Source organism: Kribbella sp. NPDC049174 (assembly GCF_043197365.1).
Classification (GTDB): Bacteria; Actinomycetota; Actinomycetes; order Propionibacteriales; family Kribbellaceae; genus Kribbella.
Genome location: NZ_JBICSZ010000017.1, coordinates 47,409 through 65,027, shown reverse-complemented (window position 1 = coordinate 65,027; position 17,619 = coordinate 47,409). Strand labels below are relative to the sequence as shown.

The window sequence follows — 17,619 nt, the reverse complement described above, 5'->3', positions numbered from 1 at the left end:
TCCTGGGTTTGATAAACCGGTATAGCTCCTGCACTATCCGGGATCGTAGAATCCGCTGTCAAGGGTGAGGGAGGTAACCACGTGGCGAGACCGACGATCGCCGACATCGCGAACCGGGCCGGGGTGTCCAAGGGCGCGGTGTCGTTCGCACTGAACGGCCGGCCCGGGGTCAGCGACGCGACCCGGGAGCGGATCCTGCGGATCGCCGAGCAGATGAGCTGGCGGCCGCACAGTGCCGCCCGCGCGCTCGGCGCGTCCCGGGTGGACTCGGTGGGCATGGTGATCGCGCGACCGGCCCGCACCCTCGGCGTGGAGCCGTTCTTCGCCCACCTGCTGTCCGGCGTGCAGTCCGGGCTGTCCGCGGAGTCGATCTCGCTGCAACTGCTGATCGTCGAGGACACCGCAGCCGAGATCGAGGTGTACCGCCGGTGGACCTCGGAGCACCGGGTCGACGGCGTGATCCTGGTCGACCTGACCGTCAAGGACCCGCGGGTCGACGACCTGAAGGCGCTCGAACTGCCGGCCGTGGTGATCGGCGGCCGGGGCGGCAAGGGCGCGCTGCCCTCGGTCTGGGCCGACGACCGCGAGGCGATGCTGTCGATCGTGGAGTACCTGGCCGCCCTGGGGCACCGCCGGATCGCGCACGTCGCCGGTACGCCGAACTTCCAGCACACCCAGCGCCGGATCCGGGCCGTCCGCGATGCCGCACCGCGCCTGGGCCTGGTCGACGCACCGTCGCTGACCACCGACTTCAGCGACGCCGAGGGCGCCGCAATCACCCGCAAGCTGCTGTCCCAGTCGCAGCGGCCGACCGCGATCGTCTACGACAGCGACGTGATGGCCGTGGCCGGGCTCGGGGTCGCGATGGAGATGGGCGTCTCGGTGCCAGGCGACCTGTCGATCGTGGCGTTCGACGACTCGATCCTGACCCAGCTGATGCACCCGGCGCTGACCGCGCTGTCCCGGGACACCTTCGACTTCGGCCGGCAGGCCGCAGAGGTGCTGCTCGAGGTCATCGCCGATCCCACCCAGATCATCAACCGCCGCACCCCCGACCCGGTCCTCACCGTCCGCGAGTCCACCGCTCCCCCGGCCTGAGCGACCCGGCGCCGAATCGGCCGCAGTTGCTTCGAGTTCCTAAACCGTTTTAGCATCGTCGCCATGCTCTCGGATCCCGTCACGCCCCGGTTCGGCGCGAACTACGTCCCCTCGGCCGGCTGGTTCTACAGCTGGCTCGACTACGACGGCGCCGCGGTACGACGGGACTTCGCCGACCTGGCCGGGATGGGCCTGGACCACGTCCGGGTGTTCCCGGTCTGGCCGTGGATCCAGCCGAACCGGGCGATCATCCGCGAGCGCGCGATCGAGAACCTGCTGGACACCGTCGACGCCGCCGCCGAGCACGGGCTGACCGTCGCGGTCGACCTGATCCAGGGCCACCTGTCCAGCTTCGACTTCCTGCCGTCCTGGGTGCTCACCTGGCACAAGACCAGCCTGTTCGAGGACCCGACGGTCCGCGACGGCCTGACGTCGTACGTCGAGACCGTGGCGCGGGCGGTGGCGGAGAAGCCGAACGTCTTCGCGATCACGCTCGGGAACGAGGTGAACAACCTCTGGCCGGACAGCGCGACCAGCTTCGAGAGCTCGACGAGCTGGGCACAGGAGCTGCTGACCACGGTCAAGAAGGCCGCGCCCGACGTACTCGCTCTGCACTCGGTGTTCGACGACGCCTGGTACATGGCCGACCATCCGTTCCATCCGGTGGACGTGGTGGACCTGGGGGATCTGAGCACTGTCCATTCGTGGGTTTTCAACGGGGTCTCACGGGTGGATGGTCCGCTCGGTCCGGCGACGCTCAGCCATGCGGACTATCTGGTCGAGCTGGCCGCGGCGACGTCCCTGGACCCGGCGCGGCCCGTGTGGCTGCAGGAGATCGGCGTACCGGGACCTGACATTCCGGTGGAACTGCAGGCCGAGTTCACCCGGCGGACGGTCGAGCTGGTGCTGGCCAACCCGGCGTTGTGGGGTGTCACCTGGTGGTCGTCACATGACATCGACCGGCGGTTGCTGGACTTCCCGGATCGTGAGTACGACCTCGGGTTGTTCACGGTGGATCACCAGCGCAAGCCGGCCGCGCAGGCTTTGGCCGACGTGATCGCCGAGGTCCGGTCCACCGGGATCACCGCACAGCCGGCCACCACGCTCACGTGCCCCGTCGACCTGCGGACCGAGCCGCACCGCCGGCCGGAAGTTGCCCCCGGCAGCGAGTTCCACCTGCAGTGGGTCGCCGCCCGGGCCGAGGGTCCAGTGCGAATCGCCCTACCTGACTAACCTCTCGATGCCGTCGAGGATGCGACTGAGGCCGAAGTCCAGGTCGTCGTCGACCTCGTCCTCATACTCCTGGTTCGTGTAGAGAGCGGCCACCATCTCGAATCCGGCTTCCTGGAGTCTCGGCACCAGGAACGCGCCGACGGCAGGCGCCTGCACCGGCACGTCGACGTTGGCGGTCAGCTCGCGCACCATGGCCGAGTAGCTGCGGGCGTAGCCGGACAGCAGCACCGCGCAGCCGAGCGCGTCGTGCTGACTGAGGGACGTGTCCGCCAGCACCCGGAGCAGCACCTCCAGCCAGTGCAACTGGTTCGGCGTGGTCGGCGCGCCCCCGATGGGTACGTCGAGCAGCCAGGGGCGCTCGGCGTACCGGTCGACCGCCGCCCGCACCCACGCCTCGGAGCCCTCCCGCCAGCCACCGGCCGCCAGGATCGAGCCCGGCGCCCGGCCCAGCGCCTTGTCCTGGACCAGGACGATCAGCTCGTCCTTGGACCGGACATAGCGGTACATCGCGTTCGTGGTGACGCCGAGGTGTGCCGCGATCCGCTGCAGTGAGATCGCCTCGAACCCGTACCGATCGCCGAACTCGATCCCGGTGTCGACGATCTGCTCCACCGAGAGCCCCGGCTTGGGCCCGCGCCGCTGCACCGGCTGCACACCCCACGACAGGGCCAGCCCCGGCGGCAGTCCCCCGCGGTCCTCGGTCATGACTCCCATCCTCGCGTACGGTGGCCGACAGGGGTGCTAGCACCCTGCGGCCGAGCACCCAGAGCTGGTGAAGTGGCCGGGGGCAACGACCGCGGTCACCGCACGCATCGCCCTGCGCCCCAAGCCGATGGACGCGCTCAGCTCACCCGTCGGCTGATTCGATCCAGGCGTAGGTGCCGTCTTCCAGACGGATCACCTGGAGGCCGGCGGCAAGGCGTCGTACGTCGTCGGTCTCGATCACCCCGGCGGCGGGGCCGGCGACGTCCAGGACGATCGCGGCGGCGCCTTCCTGGACCGCCGCGGTCGCGACCAGCTGTGACTGGGCCGGCATCGGGCGGGCTTCCGGGCTCCAGCGAGCGAGGCTCTCGGTGCTGGTGAAGGCGAGCAGGGCGTTGCGGCCGTCCTGGCCCTGGAGCAGGGCGACGGCCATGTCGGAGGTCTTGTCGTGGGCCAGCCCGTTCTCGTCGTACTCGACCTCGCCGAGCATCGCCACGACCGGCACCAGCAGCCTGGCCTTGGTCAGCGCGGCCAGCAGGGCCCCGTGGTCACGCTCCGCAAGCGCCTTGGCCAGCGCGGGGTCGGCCGACCCGTCGTCGTTGTCGAAGCCGGTGAAGGCCAGGCGGCGCTCAGGTTGCATGTCCCGTATTCTCCACTCGGCCTCCCCGGGGTGGGGTTTCAGGGTGGTGTCAGGGCTGTTCCCCCCTTGGATCCGCGGGGGACTGTGCGAGCCTGGGTGTGTGCCTGACTTCAACGATCTGACGCTGCTGCCGTTCTGTGTGGGCCTCACGCTGCTCGGCCTGATCGGCTCGTGGACCGCCTGGCGGCGCCGCGGGGCGGCGGCCGGTACCCGTGGCGTGGCCTGGTCCCTGTTGCCGGTCTCGCTGTACCTGACCGGCCTGCTCGAGCTGGTCTGGGACGTGGTGCGCTCAACGGTGAGCTGGGTCACGCACCTGATCTTCTCCCCCACCGTGTGGGCCGGGGTCGCGCTGTTCGGCGTCTCGGTCGTGCTGTACGTCGTCTCGGGTGTGGCCCGCGGCCGCGGGGGGAACAGGGCATCGAAGGACAAGGCACAGTCAAAGCCCGCCTCGCCCGCGGGTGAGCTGACCGCGACGGGTCCCGAACCCGCGTCGGCCGCTCCCGCCAAAGCTGCCAAGCCCGCCAAGGGGTCGAAGGCGAAGCAGCAGGAATCGTCGGAGTTCGACGAGATCGAGGACATCTTGAAGCGCCATGGAATCAACTGACACGAAAGCCACTGCCACGCTGACCATCGACTCCCTGCTGGACCACGTCCAGGCCGCCCCTCCCCAGCTCGGCAACACCCGGCTGATCAGCATCGACGGACCGGCCGGATCCGGCAAGTCCACCCTGGCTGCGAGTATCGAGGCACGCGCCGAAGCCCGCGGGCTTCGCACCCGCGTCATCCACATGGACGACCTGTACGACGGCTGGACCGGTGCGGTCCGGGGATTCTGCCTGCTGCGCGACCACGTGCTGCAGCGGATCGCGGACGGCCGCGAAGGACGCTACCGGCGCTACGACTGGCACGTCGGTGCGTACGCCGAGCTCCACGTCGTACCCGTGACCGTCGAGCTGCTGATTGTCGAAGGCGTCACGTCGTGTGACCGCGACGCCGACCACTGGCAGTCGTTGCGGCTGTGGATCGAGACGTCGAACGAGGTACGCCTCGACCGCGGGATCGCCCGCGACGGCGAGGCACTGCGCGACCACTGGCTCGAGTGGATGCGCTGGGAACGCGACCACTTCGCCGATCAGGCGACCCGCTCCCGGGCCCATGTCATCGTCGACGGCGACCCGTCGGCCCCGCACGACCCCGCCCTCGAGCTCGTCACGAAGTCGGTCGCGCTGCCTCCGCACGACTCAGCGGCTTCCTGACCACGATCAGCCGGGCTCGCGGATGGTGGGTCCACTCCCCCGCGGGTGCGTCGGCCACGAACCGTGCCCGGAGGTCGGCGATGTAGGCGTCCCCGCGAGCCAGTGCGAGGGCTCGCATCGGGCCGGCGTGATCGGCGGCATCGAAGTACGTCGCCGCGTCGGGGTGGGTCATCGGGTAGGAGACCAGCTCGTCGCGCTCGATGACCGCTTCGCCGAGGTCGGCGAGCAGGCGGTCCTCCCACGAGTAGTCGCTGCGTTCGCCGATCACCTTCCCGAGCAAGGCGAACGGACCGTCGTCCTCGGTCTCCCCGGGCCAGTAGACGACACACATCCGGCCGCCTGAGGTCAGCGCACCCACCCAGGAGCGGATGGCCGCCTCCGGGTCGGGCAACTGCTGCAACCCAAACACCGAGACGACCGCGGCACACAGACCCGACCACCGTGCGTCGAGGCTGGACGCATCGGCCTGCACAACCTGCACGCTGGGGTGATCCAGCCGAGCCGCACGCTCCCGAGCCCGGCGCACCATCCCGCCCGACAGGTCGATCCCCGCAAGCTCCCGCCCCGGGAACCGCTCAACCAACAACTCCAACTCAGGGAACGTCCCGCAACACGGCACGAGCACGGGCCCATCGGGCACCCCACCGATCGCGCCCACGGCGGTCTTTACCCAGGCGGCGAAGCGGGGGACGAAGTACTGCTCGTAGCCGTCCGCGGCCTCGTCCCACCCACGCGCCACCCGGTCCAGCCGCTCGGTCATAGCTGGGTCTCCTCGGCGACCGCCGCGAGCCGGCGGCGTAGGTGGTCTCGGTCTGGTTCGGTGCCGGCCAGGGCCAGGGCTTCTTCGTACGCCGCTGTTGCCTCAGGCAAGCGGCCGAGGCGGTGCAGCAGATCGGCCCGGGCCATCGCGAAGGGGTGGTAGTCGCGCAGTCGCGGTTCGTCGGCCAGGTCGTCGAGCAGCGCCAGACCCGCCTCGGGGCCGTCGCGCATCGCGATCGCGGCCGCCCGGTTGAGGGCGACGACCGGCGACGGGTCGATCATGATCAGGACGTCGTACAGGGCGACGATCTGTGGCCAGTCGGTGCCGGCGACGTCGGCCGCCTCGTCGTGCAGGGCGGCGATCGCGGCCTGGACGCCGTACGGTCCGGCCGGGCCGCCGGTGAGTGCGGCGACGACGAGTTCGCTGCCCTCGGCGATCAGGTCGCGATCCCAGCGGCTGCGGTCCTGGTCGTCGAGCAGGACGATCTCGCCGTCGGGGCCGGTGCGGGCGTCGCGCCGGGCGTGGATCAGCAGCATCAGGGCGAGCAGGCCGGCAACCTCACGCTCGTCCGGCAGCAACCGGCGCAGGATCCGGGCCAGCCGGATCGCCTCCTCGGCGAGATCGAGGCGCTGCAGGAACGGTCCCGAGCTGGCCGCGTACCCCTCGGTGAAGACCGAGTAGATCACCTGCAGGACACCCGGCAGGCGTTCCGGCAACTCGTCCGCGCCAGGCACGCGGAACGGGATCCGCGCGTCCTTGATCTTCTTCTTCGCCCGGACGATCCGCTTCGCCATCGTCGCGGTCGGGACGAGGAACGCCCGCGCCACCTCCGGCGTGGTCAACCCGGCCAGGCACCGCAGCGTCAGCGCGCCGCGGTCCTCGACCGCGAGGGCCGGATGCGCGCAGGTGAAGAACAGCTGCAGCCGCTCGTCCGGCAACTGGTCGCCCTGGGTCGGAGGTGCGCCCCGGTCGGCGTCGACCTGCAGGATGGCGAGTTTGGCGGCGTACACCTGGTCGCGCCGCAACCGGTCGACCGCCTTCCGCCGCGCCGTCGTCATCAGCCAGGCACCCGGGTTCGGCGGTACGCCGTCGACCGGCCACTTCACCAGCGCCGCCTCGATCGCCTCCGACGCGACCTCCTCGGCCAGGTCGAGGTCACCGAACCGCCGGGCGAACGTCGATCGAACCGCCACCCCGGGAGCCGGGGCACTTGGCGGCCCACTCGAGCGCGACGTCCAGGTCCGGTACGTCGATCACGTAGAAGCCACCCAGTACCTCCCGCGTCTCGGCGAACGGCCCGTCGGTCACGGAGCGTTGACCGTCGTTCGCGACCTGGACCCGGGTCGAGGTGACCAGGTCGGCCAGCGACTCCGACGAGACCACGACTCCGGCGTCCTGGATCTCCTTGTCGAACCGCATCCAGTCCTCCGGCTCACACCCGACCGCACCGCCACTCAGGTCGAGCTCACCGGCGTTGATCAGCAGCAGATACTTCATCTCGGAACCTCCTGTTGGCGTGTCTACAGCATCACTACGAACGGGTCAGGCCCCGATGGACAGCATCCTCCAAGAAGTTTTGTGAGGATGGGGGTATGAGCGCACAGGTTCTGCCGTCCGGAGAGCAGTGGGTCCTATCCGCCGACGGGTACGCCGCGACGGTGGTCAGCGTCGGCGGCGGGTTGCGCGGGCTCACGTACGACGGGCGTGAAGTGCTGCTCGGGTACGGCGAGAGCGAGCCGGCGCACGCGGGGATCGGACAGCACCTGTTCCCGTGGCCGAACCGGATCACCGACGGCAAGTACACGTTCGAGGGCGTTGACCAACAGCTGTCCCTGACCGAGCCGACCCGGCAGAACGCGATCCACGGTCTGACCCGCTGGACGAACTGGGAGCGGGTGGACGACGGCACCGACCCGGCGCTGGTCGAGGTCGGTCATCGGCTGCACGGCCAGCCCGGGTACCCGCATCAGCTCGATCTCCGCCTCACCTACCACCTCGTCGACGGGCTCACCGTGACCGCCACCGCGACCAACGTCGGCACGAGCGATGCGCCGTACGGGTACGGCACGCATCCGTATCTGAGTGTCGGCCGGGCGATCGACGAGTGCGTGCTGGAGTTCCACGCGGCCGAGTGGCTGGAGGTGTCGCCGGAGCGGATGACGCCGATCGGGTTGTCGCCGGTGGCCGGTTCGCCGTACGACTTCCAGCAAGGCCGGGTGATCGGGGACCTCGAGATCGACAACGCGTTCACCGGGCTGGGCGGCAGCTCGTGGTCGGTGACGCTGACGGATCCGGACTCCGGCAACCGGTCGGTCCTGACCAGTGACACGCCCTGGCTGCAGCTCTACACCGGTGGCGCGATCGGGCGTACGGCGCTCGCCGTCGAGCCGATGACGTGTCCGCCGAACGCCTTCATCACCGGCCAGAACCTGGTGGTCCTGCAGCCCGGCGACTCCCACACCACCAGCTTCACGGTGTCCGTGTAGGCCCGGCCCCACAGTCGCGGGCGACGGCGGCCAGCTCCTTGGCCGCCTTGCTCGCCCGGGCCCCCTCGGCGGCCTGGACCGCGAGGATGCCCAGCCGGTTGCCATCGGCATCGAACAGCTGCAGCCACGCGTCACCGGGCTTGAACCGCAGCGCGGTCACCTGGTCCCACGTCAGCGTGTAGGACTTGAAGACGTTGCGGACCCGCAGCCGGTCCGGGTACGCCGACACCCGCAGCGTGGTCATCCGGTACAGGATCCACAGGATCGCGCCGAAGAACGCCAGCAACGTCAGCCGCTGGAACCAGCTGAACGTGTCCCGGGAATCCTCCGACAACCGGAACCAGATCACCCCGAACACCGCGATCAGCGACAACCCCATCCCACCGGCCATCACCGCGACGATCCAGGGGTGGAAGGTGTAGAGCCGCTGGTCACCGGTGACGGGGCGCATGTCAGATCCGGCAGGCGTGGATGTCGGTGGTGAGGATGGCACGCGCGCCCACCTCCCAGAGCTGGTCCATGATCCGCTGCGCGTCGGCCCGCTGCACCATCACCCGGACGGCGACCCAGCCCTGGCGGTGCAGCGGCGACACCGTCGGCGACTCCAGCCCCGGCGCGACCGCGGTGGCCGCGTCGACGTGTTCGGCCCGGATGTCGTAGTCCATCATCACGTAGTTGCGCGCGATCAGGACGCCCTCGAGCCGGCGGACCAGCTGGTGCAGCCCGTTCGGCGGGGTCTCCACGCCGTGCCGCTTGATCAGCACCGCCTCGGACTGCAGGATCGGGTCGCCGAACACCTCGAGCCCGGCCTGGCGCAACGTCGTACCGGTCTCGACGACATCGGCGATCACATCCGCGACACCAAGCTGGACAGCCGTCTCGACCGCGCCGTCGAGGCGGACCACGGAGGCGTCGACCCCGTGCTCGGCCAGGTGGTCCTGCAGGACCCCGGCGTACGACGTGGCGATCCGCTTGCCGGCCAGGTCCTTGATCGAGGTCGCGGCACCGGGCCGGCCGGCGAACCGGAAGGTGGACCCGCCGAACCCGAGCTCCATGATCACCTCGGCGTCGGCGTGCGAGTCGAGGACCAGGTCACGGCCGGAGATGCCGACGTCGAGGGTGCCCTCGCCGACGTACACGGCGATGTCGCGCGGACGCAGGTAGTAGAACTCGACCTCGTTCACGGCGTCGGTGAGCGCGAGGTCCTTGGTGGTCCGGCGCTGTTTGTAGCCGGCCTCGGTGAGGATTTCGGTGGCGGCCTCGCTCAGCGAGCCCTTGTTGGGTACTGCGACGCGCAGCATTGCACTGCCCTTTCTGAAGATATGAACCGGTGTCTGCGGGATCGACTCCTACAGATGTCGGTACACGTCGTCGAGGTCCAGGCCGAGCGCGTGCATCATCACCTGCGCGTGGTAGAGCAGCTGGGACAGCTCCTCGGCGGCCCGCTCCTTGCTCTCGTGCTCGGCGGCCATCCAGGACTCGGCGGCCTCCTCGACCAGCTTCTTGCCGATCGCGTGCACGCCGGCATCCAGCGCCGCCACGGTCCCGGATCCCTCCGGCCGCGTCAGCGCCTTCTCACCCAGCTCGGCAAACAGTTCCTCAAAGGTCTTCATCGCGCGCCCAGCCTAGATGCCCGGCGCGGGAGCCTTCCGGTCAGGTCCGCCTACCGGGACCTCGTGGCGGTGAGTGAGCATCGACGTACCAGGTGTGATTCTCGGCGACAAGACCCTTCACCATCCCGTGGTCGATGGTGTCCTCCGGACCGCGCAGCTACCGGTGACTCCACGGGCGCTCGGCTTCTTCGGCCAGGATGTCGACCGCCGCTGCGTGAGCGACCACCGTCACGTCGGGCCAGGCGCAGGCTCCCCAGACGTGGTCCCAGTGGTGATGCGTGTAGACCAGCCACCGCGGCGCGGGCAGCCCGGTCTCTGCGATCGCGGCCTGGATCGACCGGGCGTGCTCGGGGCTGTTGCCGGCGTCGATCAGTACGCTGCCCCGGTCGTCGGCGATCACCGCGACCGACGGCCTGATCGCGTCCGGGTCGGGGTCGTGCGGGTAGGGCCATACCCGGTCGTTCAGCTGTTCGAGCACCTGGCCGACGATAGCTGCCATGCAAACTCCCCGGCGGGTCCGCGATCTCGGCGTCACTGTCGGCACGCTGCCACCCGGTCCGCTCAATGCGATCACCGACGTACCAGGGGTGCGCGTCGGCCAGACCACGATCTCCTCCGATGATCTACACACCGGGGTGACCGCGATCGTGCCGGATGGTTACGCGGACGGTCTGCCTGCTGCGGTTGCGGTCGGCAACGGGTACGGCAAGCTCGTCGGCTCGACCCAGGTCGACGAACTGGGCGTGATCGAGACTCCGGTGCTGCTGACCGGCACGCTGAGTGTCTTCCGGGTCGCCGATGCGTTGCTCACCTGGCTGCTCGACCGGGACCCGAAGGCGACCAGCCTCAACCCGGTCGTCGGCGAGACCAATGACGGACACCTCTCCGACATCCGCCGCCGCCCGATCACCCCCGAGCACGTCCACACCGCCCTCGACACAGCTTCCAGCGAGCTGCCCGCTGAGGGCTGCGTCGGCGCCGGCACCGGGACCACGGCCCTCGGTTTCAAGGCCGGCATCGGTACGGCGTCCCGCACCCTCGACTCGGGCACCATCGGCGTACTGGTCCAAGCCAACTTCTCTGGCACACTGACCGTCCTCGGCACCCCGATCCCGGCCCAACCGGTCGATGCCGACGGCAACTCCTGCATGATCGTCGTCGCCACCGACCTCCCCCTCGACGCCCGCCAGCTCGGCCGCGTCGCCCGCCGGGCCGTCTTCGCGATGGGCCGCGTCGGCTCCGACTTCTCCCCCGGCAGCGGCGACTACGCCATCGCCTTCACCACGAACCGAACTCCCGCCTTTGCGGACCGAGATCTCCGTCCCGCCTTCCAAGCCACCACCGAGGCGACCGAAGAAGCCCTCCTCAACTCCCTCACCATGGCCACAACCACCACCGGCCACCGAGGCCACACCGCCCGCGCCGTCCCCCACGACCTCCTCCGCTTGAGATAGTCGCCCGATGCACCATCGCTCTCGCGCCTGGGTCCGCCGTCGGCTGCGCTCACTGGCCGCTCTGGAGCTGCTGAACATCCCGCTGCAGTTCGTGATCTGGTTCAGCGTGATCGGCCTCCCGGTGACGGCGCCCAACCTGACCGGCTTCGCCCTGTTCGCGATCCTTCTGGTGCAGGGAGCGGCGTACTGGACGGCCAAGCTCCGCCAGCCCGCGCGGTCGCCGCTGCCCGGCGCCCGCGCCTTCGCGGCGGCCCGGCTGGGTAATCCCGTCCTACTCGCCGCCGGGTTGCTCTACCTCGGCTGGTCGGTCGGCCGCGATCCGGGCGCCGGCAACCTGCCAGGTCTGGCGTTCGCCCTGTTCGCCGTACTGGAGTACGTGAACTACTTCCATATCCAGCTCATGTACGACAACGCCGAAGACCTGCGCTACCTACGCACCCACGGCCTCCGCCGGGCCCACCTCGCCCGCGACCTCAGTGCGCCACGCCAACTGAAGCCGCCGGGGTCTCGGTCAGCTAGCGTCCCGGAGGAACGCGTGGGTGTGGTCGCCGACCCAGTCGGCGAAGGTGCGAGCGGGACGGCCGAGGATCCGCTCCACCTCGTCGGTGACCTCCGCGGGCTGTCCGGCACCGCGGGCGTACCTGGCCATGAGGGCCTGGACGAAGGCGCCGGGGATGCCGTGGGCGATCAGACCGTCCGCGGCCGCCTCCGGCGGGACCTCCACGAAGGTGAGGGACCGGCCGAGTACTTTGCCGATGACGGCGACCTGTTCTTCGTGGGTGAGGGACTGCGGCCCGGTGACCGGGATCCGGCGGCCGTCCAGGTCGTCATGAAGCAGCAGGTGCGCGACCACGGCGGCCAGATCCGCCTCGTGGATCGGCGATTCGGCGAAGTTCGCATACGGACCGCGGACAACATCGCCGGCCCGGACCTGCGCGCCGAACATGCCGACGGCGTTGACGGCGAACGAACTGGATCGCACTGCCACCCACGGCAGCCCGCTGCCGGTCACCGCGTCTTCGACCTCCTTGTTGCGGTCGCCGTTCTGTCGCGACGGCTGGTACGCCGGGTCGTCGTCGACGTTGATCGCCGACAGGACCACCACCCGGCGAACACCGCGCTCGGCCGCCATCGCCAGCAGCCTGCCGGCGCTGTCCCCCACGGCACGCGGGTGCACGAACAGCGTGCTGACACCGTCGAGTGCGGTCGCGAGGCTCTCCGGTCGGGCAAGGTCCGCGGTGACGGTCTCGACGCCGGCCGGCAAGGCGCCCGACCGGCTGACGGCGCGGACGGCGACCTCCCGGCTCTGCAGGTTCTCGACCAGTGGGCGGCCGACGGTGCCGGTTGGTCCGGTGATCAGGATCATGAGTTCACTCCTCTCGATCAGCGATTCAGTACGCGATGCCGACGGGCTGGTCGACCATGGCCGGATCGTCGATCGCGGCGAGCATCAGGTGGGCGACGTCGGCGCGGGAGATGGTGTAGCCGCGTGCAACGGTGCCGCCGACGGCCGTGCGGTACTTGCCGGTCAGGGCCTTGTTGGTGAGTTTCGGCGGCCGGACGATCGTCCAGTCGGTGTCGCTGCTGACGATGTCCGCCTCCATCACCCGCAGGTCGGCGTACACGTCGGCCGCGAAGGCGTTGATCATCGGCAGCAGCAGGCGACGGTTGAGGAAGCTCTCGTCCGGCGCGGCCGGCCCGAGTGGCGCCGCGCTCACCGCGACAAACCGCCGTACGCCGGTCTCGGACAGCGCGGCGAGGATCGAGCGGGTGCTCCCGGACGCGACCGGACCGTCCTTGCGCCCACGCGGCCCGACCCCGGAGATGACCGCCTCAGTCCCGTCCACCGCTTCCAGCAGCGGCCCGGCCTCGGTCAGACCAGACACCCGGAACACCTCGAGCGACGGATCCTCGACCTGGTACGACGACGACGCACGAACGACCGCCACCACCTTGTGCCCCGCCTCCAGCGCCTGCTGGACGACGTGACCACCGATCCCGCCGGTCGCCCCGAACACCGTGATCTTCATCCGGACTCCTTCAGTTGCGCTACCGTGAAGCTTCTCTGTAACTCATATAGTACGGGACTCATAATATATGGAACAGACACAACCGGGTGACCCGCGTCACCGCCGGCGGGCCGGCAACGAGATCAAGGCCGCACTGCGCGACCTGCGCATCCAGCTCGCGCTGCTCAACCATCAGGTCGGCAGCCGACTGGCGCTGAAAGACGTCGACCTCGACTGCCTGGACGTCCTGGCCCGCAGTGGACCGCTGACCCCGAGCGCGCTGGCCCGACAGGCCGGCCTGCACCCGGCGACGCTGACCGGCATCCTGGATCGGCTCGAGCGGGCCGGCTGGATCGTCCGGGACCGCACCCGGGCGGACCGGCGCAGCGTCACCATCCGGCTTCTGCCCGACCGCGGCATCGAGGTCTTCCGGCTCTACCAGCCGATGATCAGCGCGATGGACGACGTCCTGACCGGCTACACCGAGGAGGAGTTGGACGTCATCGCCGGCTTCCTCCGCCGCAGCGCCGAGGCCGGTCGCTCCGCCATCGAGAAGCTGAATCAGGACTCGTAGAGGCCGATCAGCGTGCGGCCGAGCTTCGCCAGCTCGGCCCGCAGCTCCGGCGGATCGAGCACTTCCAGGGAGTTCCCGAAGCGGCAGAAGGCCGCTGCCGCGTTGCCGATCGACTCGATCGGGACGGTGACCGTCACGGTCCCGTCGTCGGCCGGCTCGGTAGCCGCCACCGCCTTCACCAGGAGCGGGAAGGACACGTCGTGCATGCGCGAGGCAAGCCCCGCCGACACGCGGACGACGGCCTCGGCGGTGAAGCGGGTCTGGTCGAAATCGGCCAGGCGGTCCTGCCAGAAACGCGGGAGGTCGAAGTCCGCCGGCCGCTCGAACTCCTCGTCGGTCGGGGTCAGCTCGAGGATGCTGGCGACGCGGTACGTACGCATCCCGTTGCCGGTGGCGGCGACGACGTACCAGGCACCGTTCTTGAGCACGAGGCCGTACGGTTCGAGCACGCGCTCGACCTCGCGGGGCGCCTCCCAGCGCCGGTACAGCACCTTGATCCGGCGGTCGTGCAGGACCGCGTCGGCGACGGCCGATAGGTGCGGCGAGTTCTCGGCGTCCTGGTACCACGCGGGCAGATCGAGGTGGAAGCGGTTCTTCAGCCGGCCGGCCCGGTCGCGTTGGTCCGGGGCGAGTGCCGCGAGCAACTTCAGCTCGGCCGCACTCGTCTCCGCGGTCAGCCCGAGCGCAGCGGCCGGACCGGGCATGCCGACCAGGAAGAGCGCGGCCGCCTCCTGCTCGGTGAGTCCGGTGAGGCGAGTGCGGTACCCCTCGACCAGGCGATAGCCGCCGGTGCGGCCTTGGTCGGCGTACACAGGCACTCCGGCCGCCGCGAGCGCCTCGACGTCGCGGTAGATCGTGCGGAGCGAGACCTCCAGCTCGTTGGCGAGCTCGCGCGCGGTCAACTGCCTGCGGGTCTGCAGTAACAGCAGGATCGACAGCAGCCGGCTCGAACGCATATTCAGAGGTTAGCTCCGAACACTGCCATGCGCTGTCAGGTTTCACCGTCACGCTGACTGTATGACGACATGGACCAAGGTGACCGGCGACTTCGACTTCCTGACCGGGCACTTCGACGTACGGCACCGAACCCTGAAAGCAGCCTTCGTCGGCTGCGACGAGTGGAACGAGTTCGAGGGGACGACGACCGCGCGCACGCACTTCGACGGGGCGATCAGCGTCGACGAGATGCGCTTCCCGGCGCAGCAGCGGTACGGGATGTCGGTGCGGCTGTTCGACCCGGTCGAGAAGGAGTGGAGCATCTGGTGGATCGACGGCCGGACGATGCAGCTGTATCCGCCGGTGCGCGGGCGCTGGGCGGAGGACGGCAAGTCGTGCCGGCTGGTCGGTGACGACGAGCTGGACGGGCAGCCGATCCTGGTCAGCTACGAGTGGTCCGAGATCACCGAGCAGACCGCGCACTGGGAGCAGTGCTACTCCAACGACGGCGGGAAGACCTGGGAACTCAACTGGGTCATGGACTTCACCCGGCGGGACACGCCGCCGCCGGCGCTCGACGTACCGAAGCTGACCGGTGACTTCGACTTCCTCGTCGGCCGCTGGGATATGCACAACAGCCGTCGCAAGCCCGCGCTGGGCGCGGAGGCCGAGTGGTACGAGATGCAGTCGGAGATGGAAGTCACGACGTACATGGACGGTGCGGTCAGCTTCGACGAGGGCTGGTTCCCGACCGAGGGCTTCCGCGGTGCGACGCTGCGCATCTACAACCCCGAGTCGAAGACCTGGGCGATCCACTGGATCAACAGCCTGCGCGGTCAGCTCGAGACGCCGGTCATCGGTTCGTTCCGCGACGACGGCACCGGCATCTTCGAAGGTCCCGACGTCTGGGAGGGCCAGCCGATCGACGTCCGCTTCACCTGGACACCCGGCACCGACAAGGCCGCCTGGGAACAGTCCTTCTCAGTCGACGACGGCAAAACCTGGGTCCCCAACTGGAAGATGCAACACACCAGGATCGGCTAGGCGGGCACTTCGTCGCGCTGTGGGGCTCTGGCGACGAGGAGGTGGAGGCTCAGGGTCAGGGCGAGGATGACGGCGGCCACGACGAGGAGCCCGTGGGGCGGGGAGCCGGCGGCCAAGGTGATGCCGCCGAGGCCACCGCCCAGGGCGACGCCGAGTGAGATGGCGCTGCCGTTCAGCGCCATCACGATGGCGGCCGAATCGGGTGCGAGCGCAGCAAGGCGGGCCTGTTGCGGGACCGCAGCGCCGCCGTTCCCGATTCCGGCGGCGAAGAACCACACCAGCCCGGCCACCACCAGCACCGTCACCGGCGCGAAGGCGAACGCGAACGCACCCAGCACCGCGTCGACCAGCAGTCCGGTCAGTACGACGGTCAGCACCCGGAGCGCGGTGTATCGGTCGACGAGCCGGCCGGTCACCGCGTTGCCGAGCATGCTGGCCAGACCGTAGCCGAACATGATCAGGATGATCATCCACTCGGCCGGGAACGCCGGACCCAAGATCAGCGTCGCGTAGGTGAAGCAGGTGTAGCTGCTGCAGAGGATGCCGGTCGTGACGAGCAGACCGGCCAGCAGACGGGGCTGACCGAGCGGGCGCAGGCGATCGGCCAGCGTCCCGGACGGGAGATGCAGTCGGGGCAGCTTGAGCAGGATCCCGGTCAACGCGATGGTGCCGACCACCGCGACCAGGATCATCGGGAACCGCCAGCTCGACTGCCCGATCACCAGGCCGACCGGCACGCCGAGCGCGGTCGCGGCCATCCACCCGCCGAGCACGAAGGACAGCGCCTTGCCGTGATCCTTGGCCGGTGTGAGCGCCAGCACGTACCCGGTGACGGCGGCGTTGAGCAGACATCCGCCGAGCGCAGCCACCACCCGTCCGCCGAGCGCGATCGGGTAGTTGGTCGCGAGCCCGACGATCAGGTTGCCGAGCACGAAGACGCCCAGGGACCAGGCGATGGTCCGGCGTCGTTCCCAGCGGCTCGTCACGGTGCTGAGCAGCGGCGCCGCGAGCGCGGACGTCAGGGCGAACACCGACACCAACTGCCCGGCGGCAGCCTCGACGACCTGCAGGTCGTCGGCGATGGCGGGGAGCAGACCGGCCAGCACGTAGCCGTCGATGCCGGTCGAGAAGGTCGCTACCGCAAGCCAGATGAGGGGTCGGTAGTTCACTATCCTCCCAGTTGCTCATAACCGACGAAAGCAAACATGCTTCGAGCAAGTTTGAGCGGTTCCGGCCGCCCGGTCAAGCGATGGACGCCGACGCCGAAGCCCGCCTCCGGGTCGGACAGCCAGACCCGGTCGAACTCGCGCTCCTCGAACCAGCCGCGGATCGTCGGCACCAGATCGGGCTCGCCCCGGTGCCGCGTCCAGATGACCGTGCCGCCGGACTTCGTCAACTGGCGGCACGTGTCGACGGTCCGCTCGATGTCGGCGTCGACGATGTTGCCGAACACTCCGCAGACCAGAACGACGTCCGCGGGCACCAGGTCCCTGTAGTGATCGACCAGGGCGGCATCGCCCTGGAGCACCTCGACGCCGGACAGCCCCGCGACCCGGATCGACTCCTCGGCGACCGCCGTACTGCGCGGATCGAGCTCGACGAGCCGGGCCCGGACGTCGTCGCGGCGCGGATGCGTCGGCAGCACCTCCAGCAGGTCGCGGCCCTCGCCCGCGCACAAGCTCACGACCGTCAGCGGGCCGGGCGGGCAGGCATCCAGCGCGCTGCGAACCTGCTCCTGCACGACTGCCAGCCGCCGCGCCAGCGACGAACCGGGTACGTCGTAATCACCGTGCCAGCTCTGCCAGTCCATGGCC

General features: G+C 69.6%; 22 protein-coding genes. 8 read left to right on the top strand and 14 right to left on the bottom strand.

Annotation, left to right across the window (positions count from 1 at the left end; translation table 11 throughout):
* Positions 1-81 precede the first annotated feature (81 nt).
* Together ACGFIF_RS42680 and ACGFIF_RS42675 are read left to right on the top strand one after the other, a co-directional pair.
* Entirely contained in the window at positions 82-1,098 is a 1,017-nt protein-coding gene (locus ACGFIF_RS42680; RefSeq protein WP_393163358.1) for a LacI family DNA-binding transcriptional regulator, read from the top strand.
* Positions 1,099-1,161: 63 nt separating this feature from the next.
* Positions 1,162-2,331, top strand: coding sequence for a glycosyl hydrolase (locus tag ACGFIF_RS42675; protein ID WP_393163356.1), 1,170 nt, complete (start codon positions 1,162-1,164; stop codon positions 2,329-2,331).
* On the opposite strand, the gene ACGFIF_RS42670 is transcribed toward ACGFIF_RS42675, so the two are convergent.
* Both ACGFIF_RS42670 and ACGFIF_RS42665 read right to left on the bottom strand, forming a co-directional pair.
* Positions 2,320-3,036, bottom strand: coding sequence for a TetR/AcrR family transcriptional regulator (locus ACGFIF_RS42670; protein WP_393163352.1), 717 nt, complete (start codon positions 3,034-3,036; stop codon positions 2,320-2,322). The genes ACGFIF_RS42675 and ACGFIF_RS42670 overlap by 12 nt on opposite strands.
* Before the next feature lie 142 nt (positions 3,037-3,178).
* Entirely contained in the window at positions 3,179-3,673 is a 495-nt protein-coding gene (locus ACGFIF_RS42665) for an SseB family protein (RefSeq protein ID WP_393163350.1), read from the bottom strand.
* Positions 3,674-3,773: 100 nt separating this feature from the next.
* Between ACGFIF_RS42665 and ACGFIF_RS42660 the strand changes: the two genes are divergently transcribed.
* Both ACGFIF_RS42660 and ACGFIF_RS42655 read left to right on the top strand, forming a co-directional pair.
* Complete coding sequence (locus tag ACGFIF_RS42660; RefSeq protein ID WP_393163348.1) at positions 3,774-4,277, top strand: hypothetical protein; 504 nt, start codon at positions 3,774-3,776, stop codon at positions 4,275-4,277.
* Positions 4,264-4,929, top strand: a complete 666-nt coding sequence (locus tag ACGFIF_RS42655) for a uridine kinase (protein WP_393163346.1) — start codon at positions 4,264-4,266, stop codon at positions 4,927-4,929. The genes ACGFIF_RS42660 and ACGFIF_RS42655 overlap by 14 nt, the downstream gene beginning before the upstream one ends.
* Here the strand turns inward: ACGFIF_RS42655 and ACGFIF_RS42650 are convergent.
* The 3 genes from ACGFIF_RS42650 to ACGFIF_RS42640 are packed head-to-tail and all read right to left on the bottom strand — an operon-like array spanning position 4,883 to position 7,186.
* Positions 4,883-5,689, bottom strand: coding sequence for a class I SAM-dependent methyltransferase (locus ACGFIF_RS42650; RefSeq protein ID WP_393163344.1), 807 nt, complete (start codon positions 5,687-5,689; stop codon positions 4,883-4,885). The two genes, ACGFIF_RS42655 and ACGFIF_RS42650, sit on opposite strands and share 47 nt — an antisense overlap.
* On the bottom strand, positions 5,686-6,882 hold the full coding sequence (locus ACGFIF_RS42645; RefSeq protein WP_393163342.1) for an RNA polymerase sigma factor: 1,197 nt from the start codon (positions 6,880-6,882) through the stop codon (positions 5,686-5,688). The genes ACGFIF_RS42650 and ACGFIF_RS42645 overlap by 4 nt, the downstream gene beginning before the upstream one ends.
* Entirely contained in the window at positions 6,845-7,186 is a 342-nt protein-coding gene (locus ACGFIF_RS42640) for a YciI family protein (protein WP_393163340.1), read from the bottom strand. The genes ACGFIF_RS42645 and ACGFIF_RS42640 overlap by 38 nt, the downstream gene beginning before the upstream one ends.
* 95 nt (positions 7,187-7,281) lie before the next feature.
* Here ACGFIF_RS42640 and ACGFIF_RS42635 point away from each other — a divergent pair, with 95 nt between their 5' ends.
* On the top strand, positions 7,282-8,175 hold the full coding sequence (locus ACGFIF_RS42635; protein ID WP_393163338.1) for an aldose 1-epimerase family protein: 894 nt from the start codon (positions 7,282-7,284) through the stop codon (positions 8,173-8,175).
* Here the strand turns inward: ACGFIF_RS42635 and ACGFIF_RS42630 are convergent.
* From ACGFIF_RS42630 to ACGFIF_RS42615, 4 genes are all read right to left on the bottom strand, one after another.
* Positions 8,159-8,626, bottom strand: a complete 468-nt coding sequence (locus ACGFIF_RS42630; protein WP_393163336.1) for a PH domain-containing protein — start codon at positions 8,624-8,626, stop codon at positions 8,159-8,161. The two genes, ACGFIF_RS42635 and ACGFIF_RS42630, sit on opposite strands and share 17 nt — an antisense overlap.
* A gap of 1 nt (position 8,627) precedes the next feature.
* Positions 8,628-9,476: an ATP phosphoribosyltransferase gene (hisG, locus tag ACGFIF_RS42625; RefSeq protein WP_393163334.1), complete on the bottom strand. Its 849-nt coding sequence runs from the start codon at positions 9,474-9,476 to the stop codon at positions 8,628-8,630.
* A 48-nt stretch (positions 9,477-9,524) separates the two neighbouring features.
* Positions 9,525-9,788 carry a phosphoribosyl-ATP diphosphatase gene (locus ACGFIF_RS42620; protein ID WP_337011548.1) on the bottom strand — a complete coding sequence of 88 codons (264 nt, stop codon included), beginning with the start codon at positions 9,786-9,788 and terminating at the stop codon, positions 9,525-9,527.
* A gap of 157 nt (positions 9,789-9,945) precedes the next feature.
* Positions 9,946-10,287 carry an MBL fold metallo-hydrolase gene (locus tag ACGFIF_RS42615; protein ID WP_393163331.1) on the bottom strand — a complete coding sequence of 114 codons (342 nt, stop codon included), beginning with the start codon at positions 10,285-10,287 and terminating at the stop codon, positions 9,946-9,948.
* Here ACGFIF_RS42615 and ACGFIF_RS42610 point away from each other — a divergent pair.
* Positions 10,286-11,242, top strand: coding sequence for a P1 family peptidase (locus ACGFIF_RS42610; RefSeq protein WP_393163329.1), 957 nt, complete (start codon positions 10,286-10,288; stop codon positions 11,240-11,242). The two genes, ACGFIF_RS42615 and ACGFIF_RS42610, sit on opposite strands and share 2 nt — an antisense overlap.
* Positions 11,243-11,753: 511 nt before the next feature.
* On the opposite strand, the gene ACGFIF_RS42605 is transcribed toward ACGFIF_RS42610, so the two are convergent.
* Together ACGFIF_RS42605 and ACGFIF_RS42600 are read right to left on the bottom strand one after the other, a co-directional pair.
* Positions 11,754-12,608 (bottom strand): NAD(P)H-binding protein, encoded by an 855-nt coding sequence (locus ACGFIF_RS42605; protein ID WP_393163327.1) that lies wholly within the window; start codon positions 12,606-12,608, stop codon positions 11,754-11,756.
* 25 nt (positions 12,609-12,633) lie between these two features.
* Positions 12,634-13,272 carry an NAD(P)-dependent oxidoreductase gene (locus ACGFIF_RS42600; RefSeq protein WP_393163324.1) on the bottom strand — a complete coding sequence of 213 codons (639 nt, stop codon included), beginning with the start codon at positions 13,270-13,272 and terminating at the stop codon, positions 12,634-12,636.
* Positions 13,273-13,339: 67 nt separating this feature from the next.
* Between ACGFIF_RS42600 and ACGFIF_RS42595 the strand changes: the two genes are divergently transcribed.
* Positions 13,340-13,825 (top strand): MarR family transcriptional regulator, encoded by a 486-nt coding sequence (locus tag ACGFIF_RS42595; protein WP_393163321.1) that lies wholly within the window; start codon positions 13,340-13,342, stop codon positions 13,823-13,825.
* Here ACGFIF_RS42595 and ACGFIF_RS42590 read toward each other — a convergent pair.
* Positions 13,813-14,781 (bottom strand): helix-turn-helix transcriptional regulator, encoded by a 969-nt coding sequence (locus ACGFIF_RS42590; protein WP_393163319.1) that lies wholly within the window; start codon positions 14,779-14,781, stop codon positions 13,813-13,815. The genes ACGFIF_RS42595 and ACGFIF_RS42590 overlap by 13 nt on opposite strands.
* 61 nt (positions 14,782-14,842) lie before the next feature.
* Between ACGFIF_RS42590 and ACGFIF_RS42585 the strand changes: the two genes are divergently transcribed.
* Entirely contained in the window at positions 14,843-15,805 is a 963-nt protein-coding gene (locus tag ACGFIF_RS42585) for a hypothetical protein (RefSeq protein WP_393163317.1), read from the top strand.
* On the opposite strand, the gene ACGFIF_RS42580 is transcribed toward ACGFIF_RS42585, so the two are convergent.
* Together ACGFIF_RS42580 and ACGFIF_RS42575 are read right to left on the bottom strand one after the other, a co-directional pair.
* Positions 15,802-16,974, bottom strand: coding sequence for an MFS transporter (locus ACGFIF_RS42580; RefSeq protein ID WP_393163315.1), 1,173 nt, complete (start codon positions 16,972-16,974; stop codon positions 15,802-15,804). The two genes, ACGFIF_RS42585 and ACGFIF_RS42580, sit on opposite strands and share 4 nt — an antisense overlap.
* Entirely contained in the window at positions 16,974-17,615 is a 642-nt protein-coding gene (locus ACGFIF_RS42575) for a class I SAM-dependent methyltransferase (protein ID WP_393163313.1), read from the bottom strand. Before ACGFIF_RS42575 ends, ACGFIF_RS42580 begins: the two co-directional genes overlap by 1 nt.
* Positions 17,616-17,619: the final 4 nt, after the last annotated feature.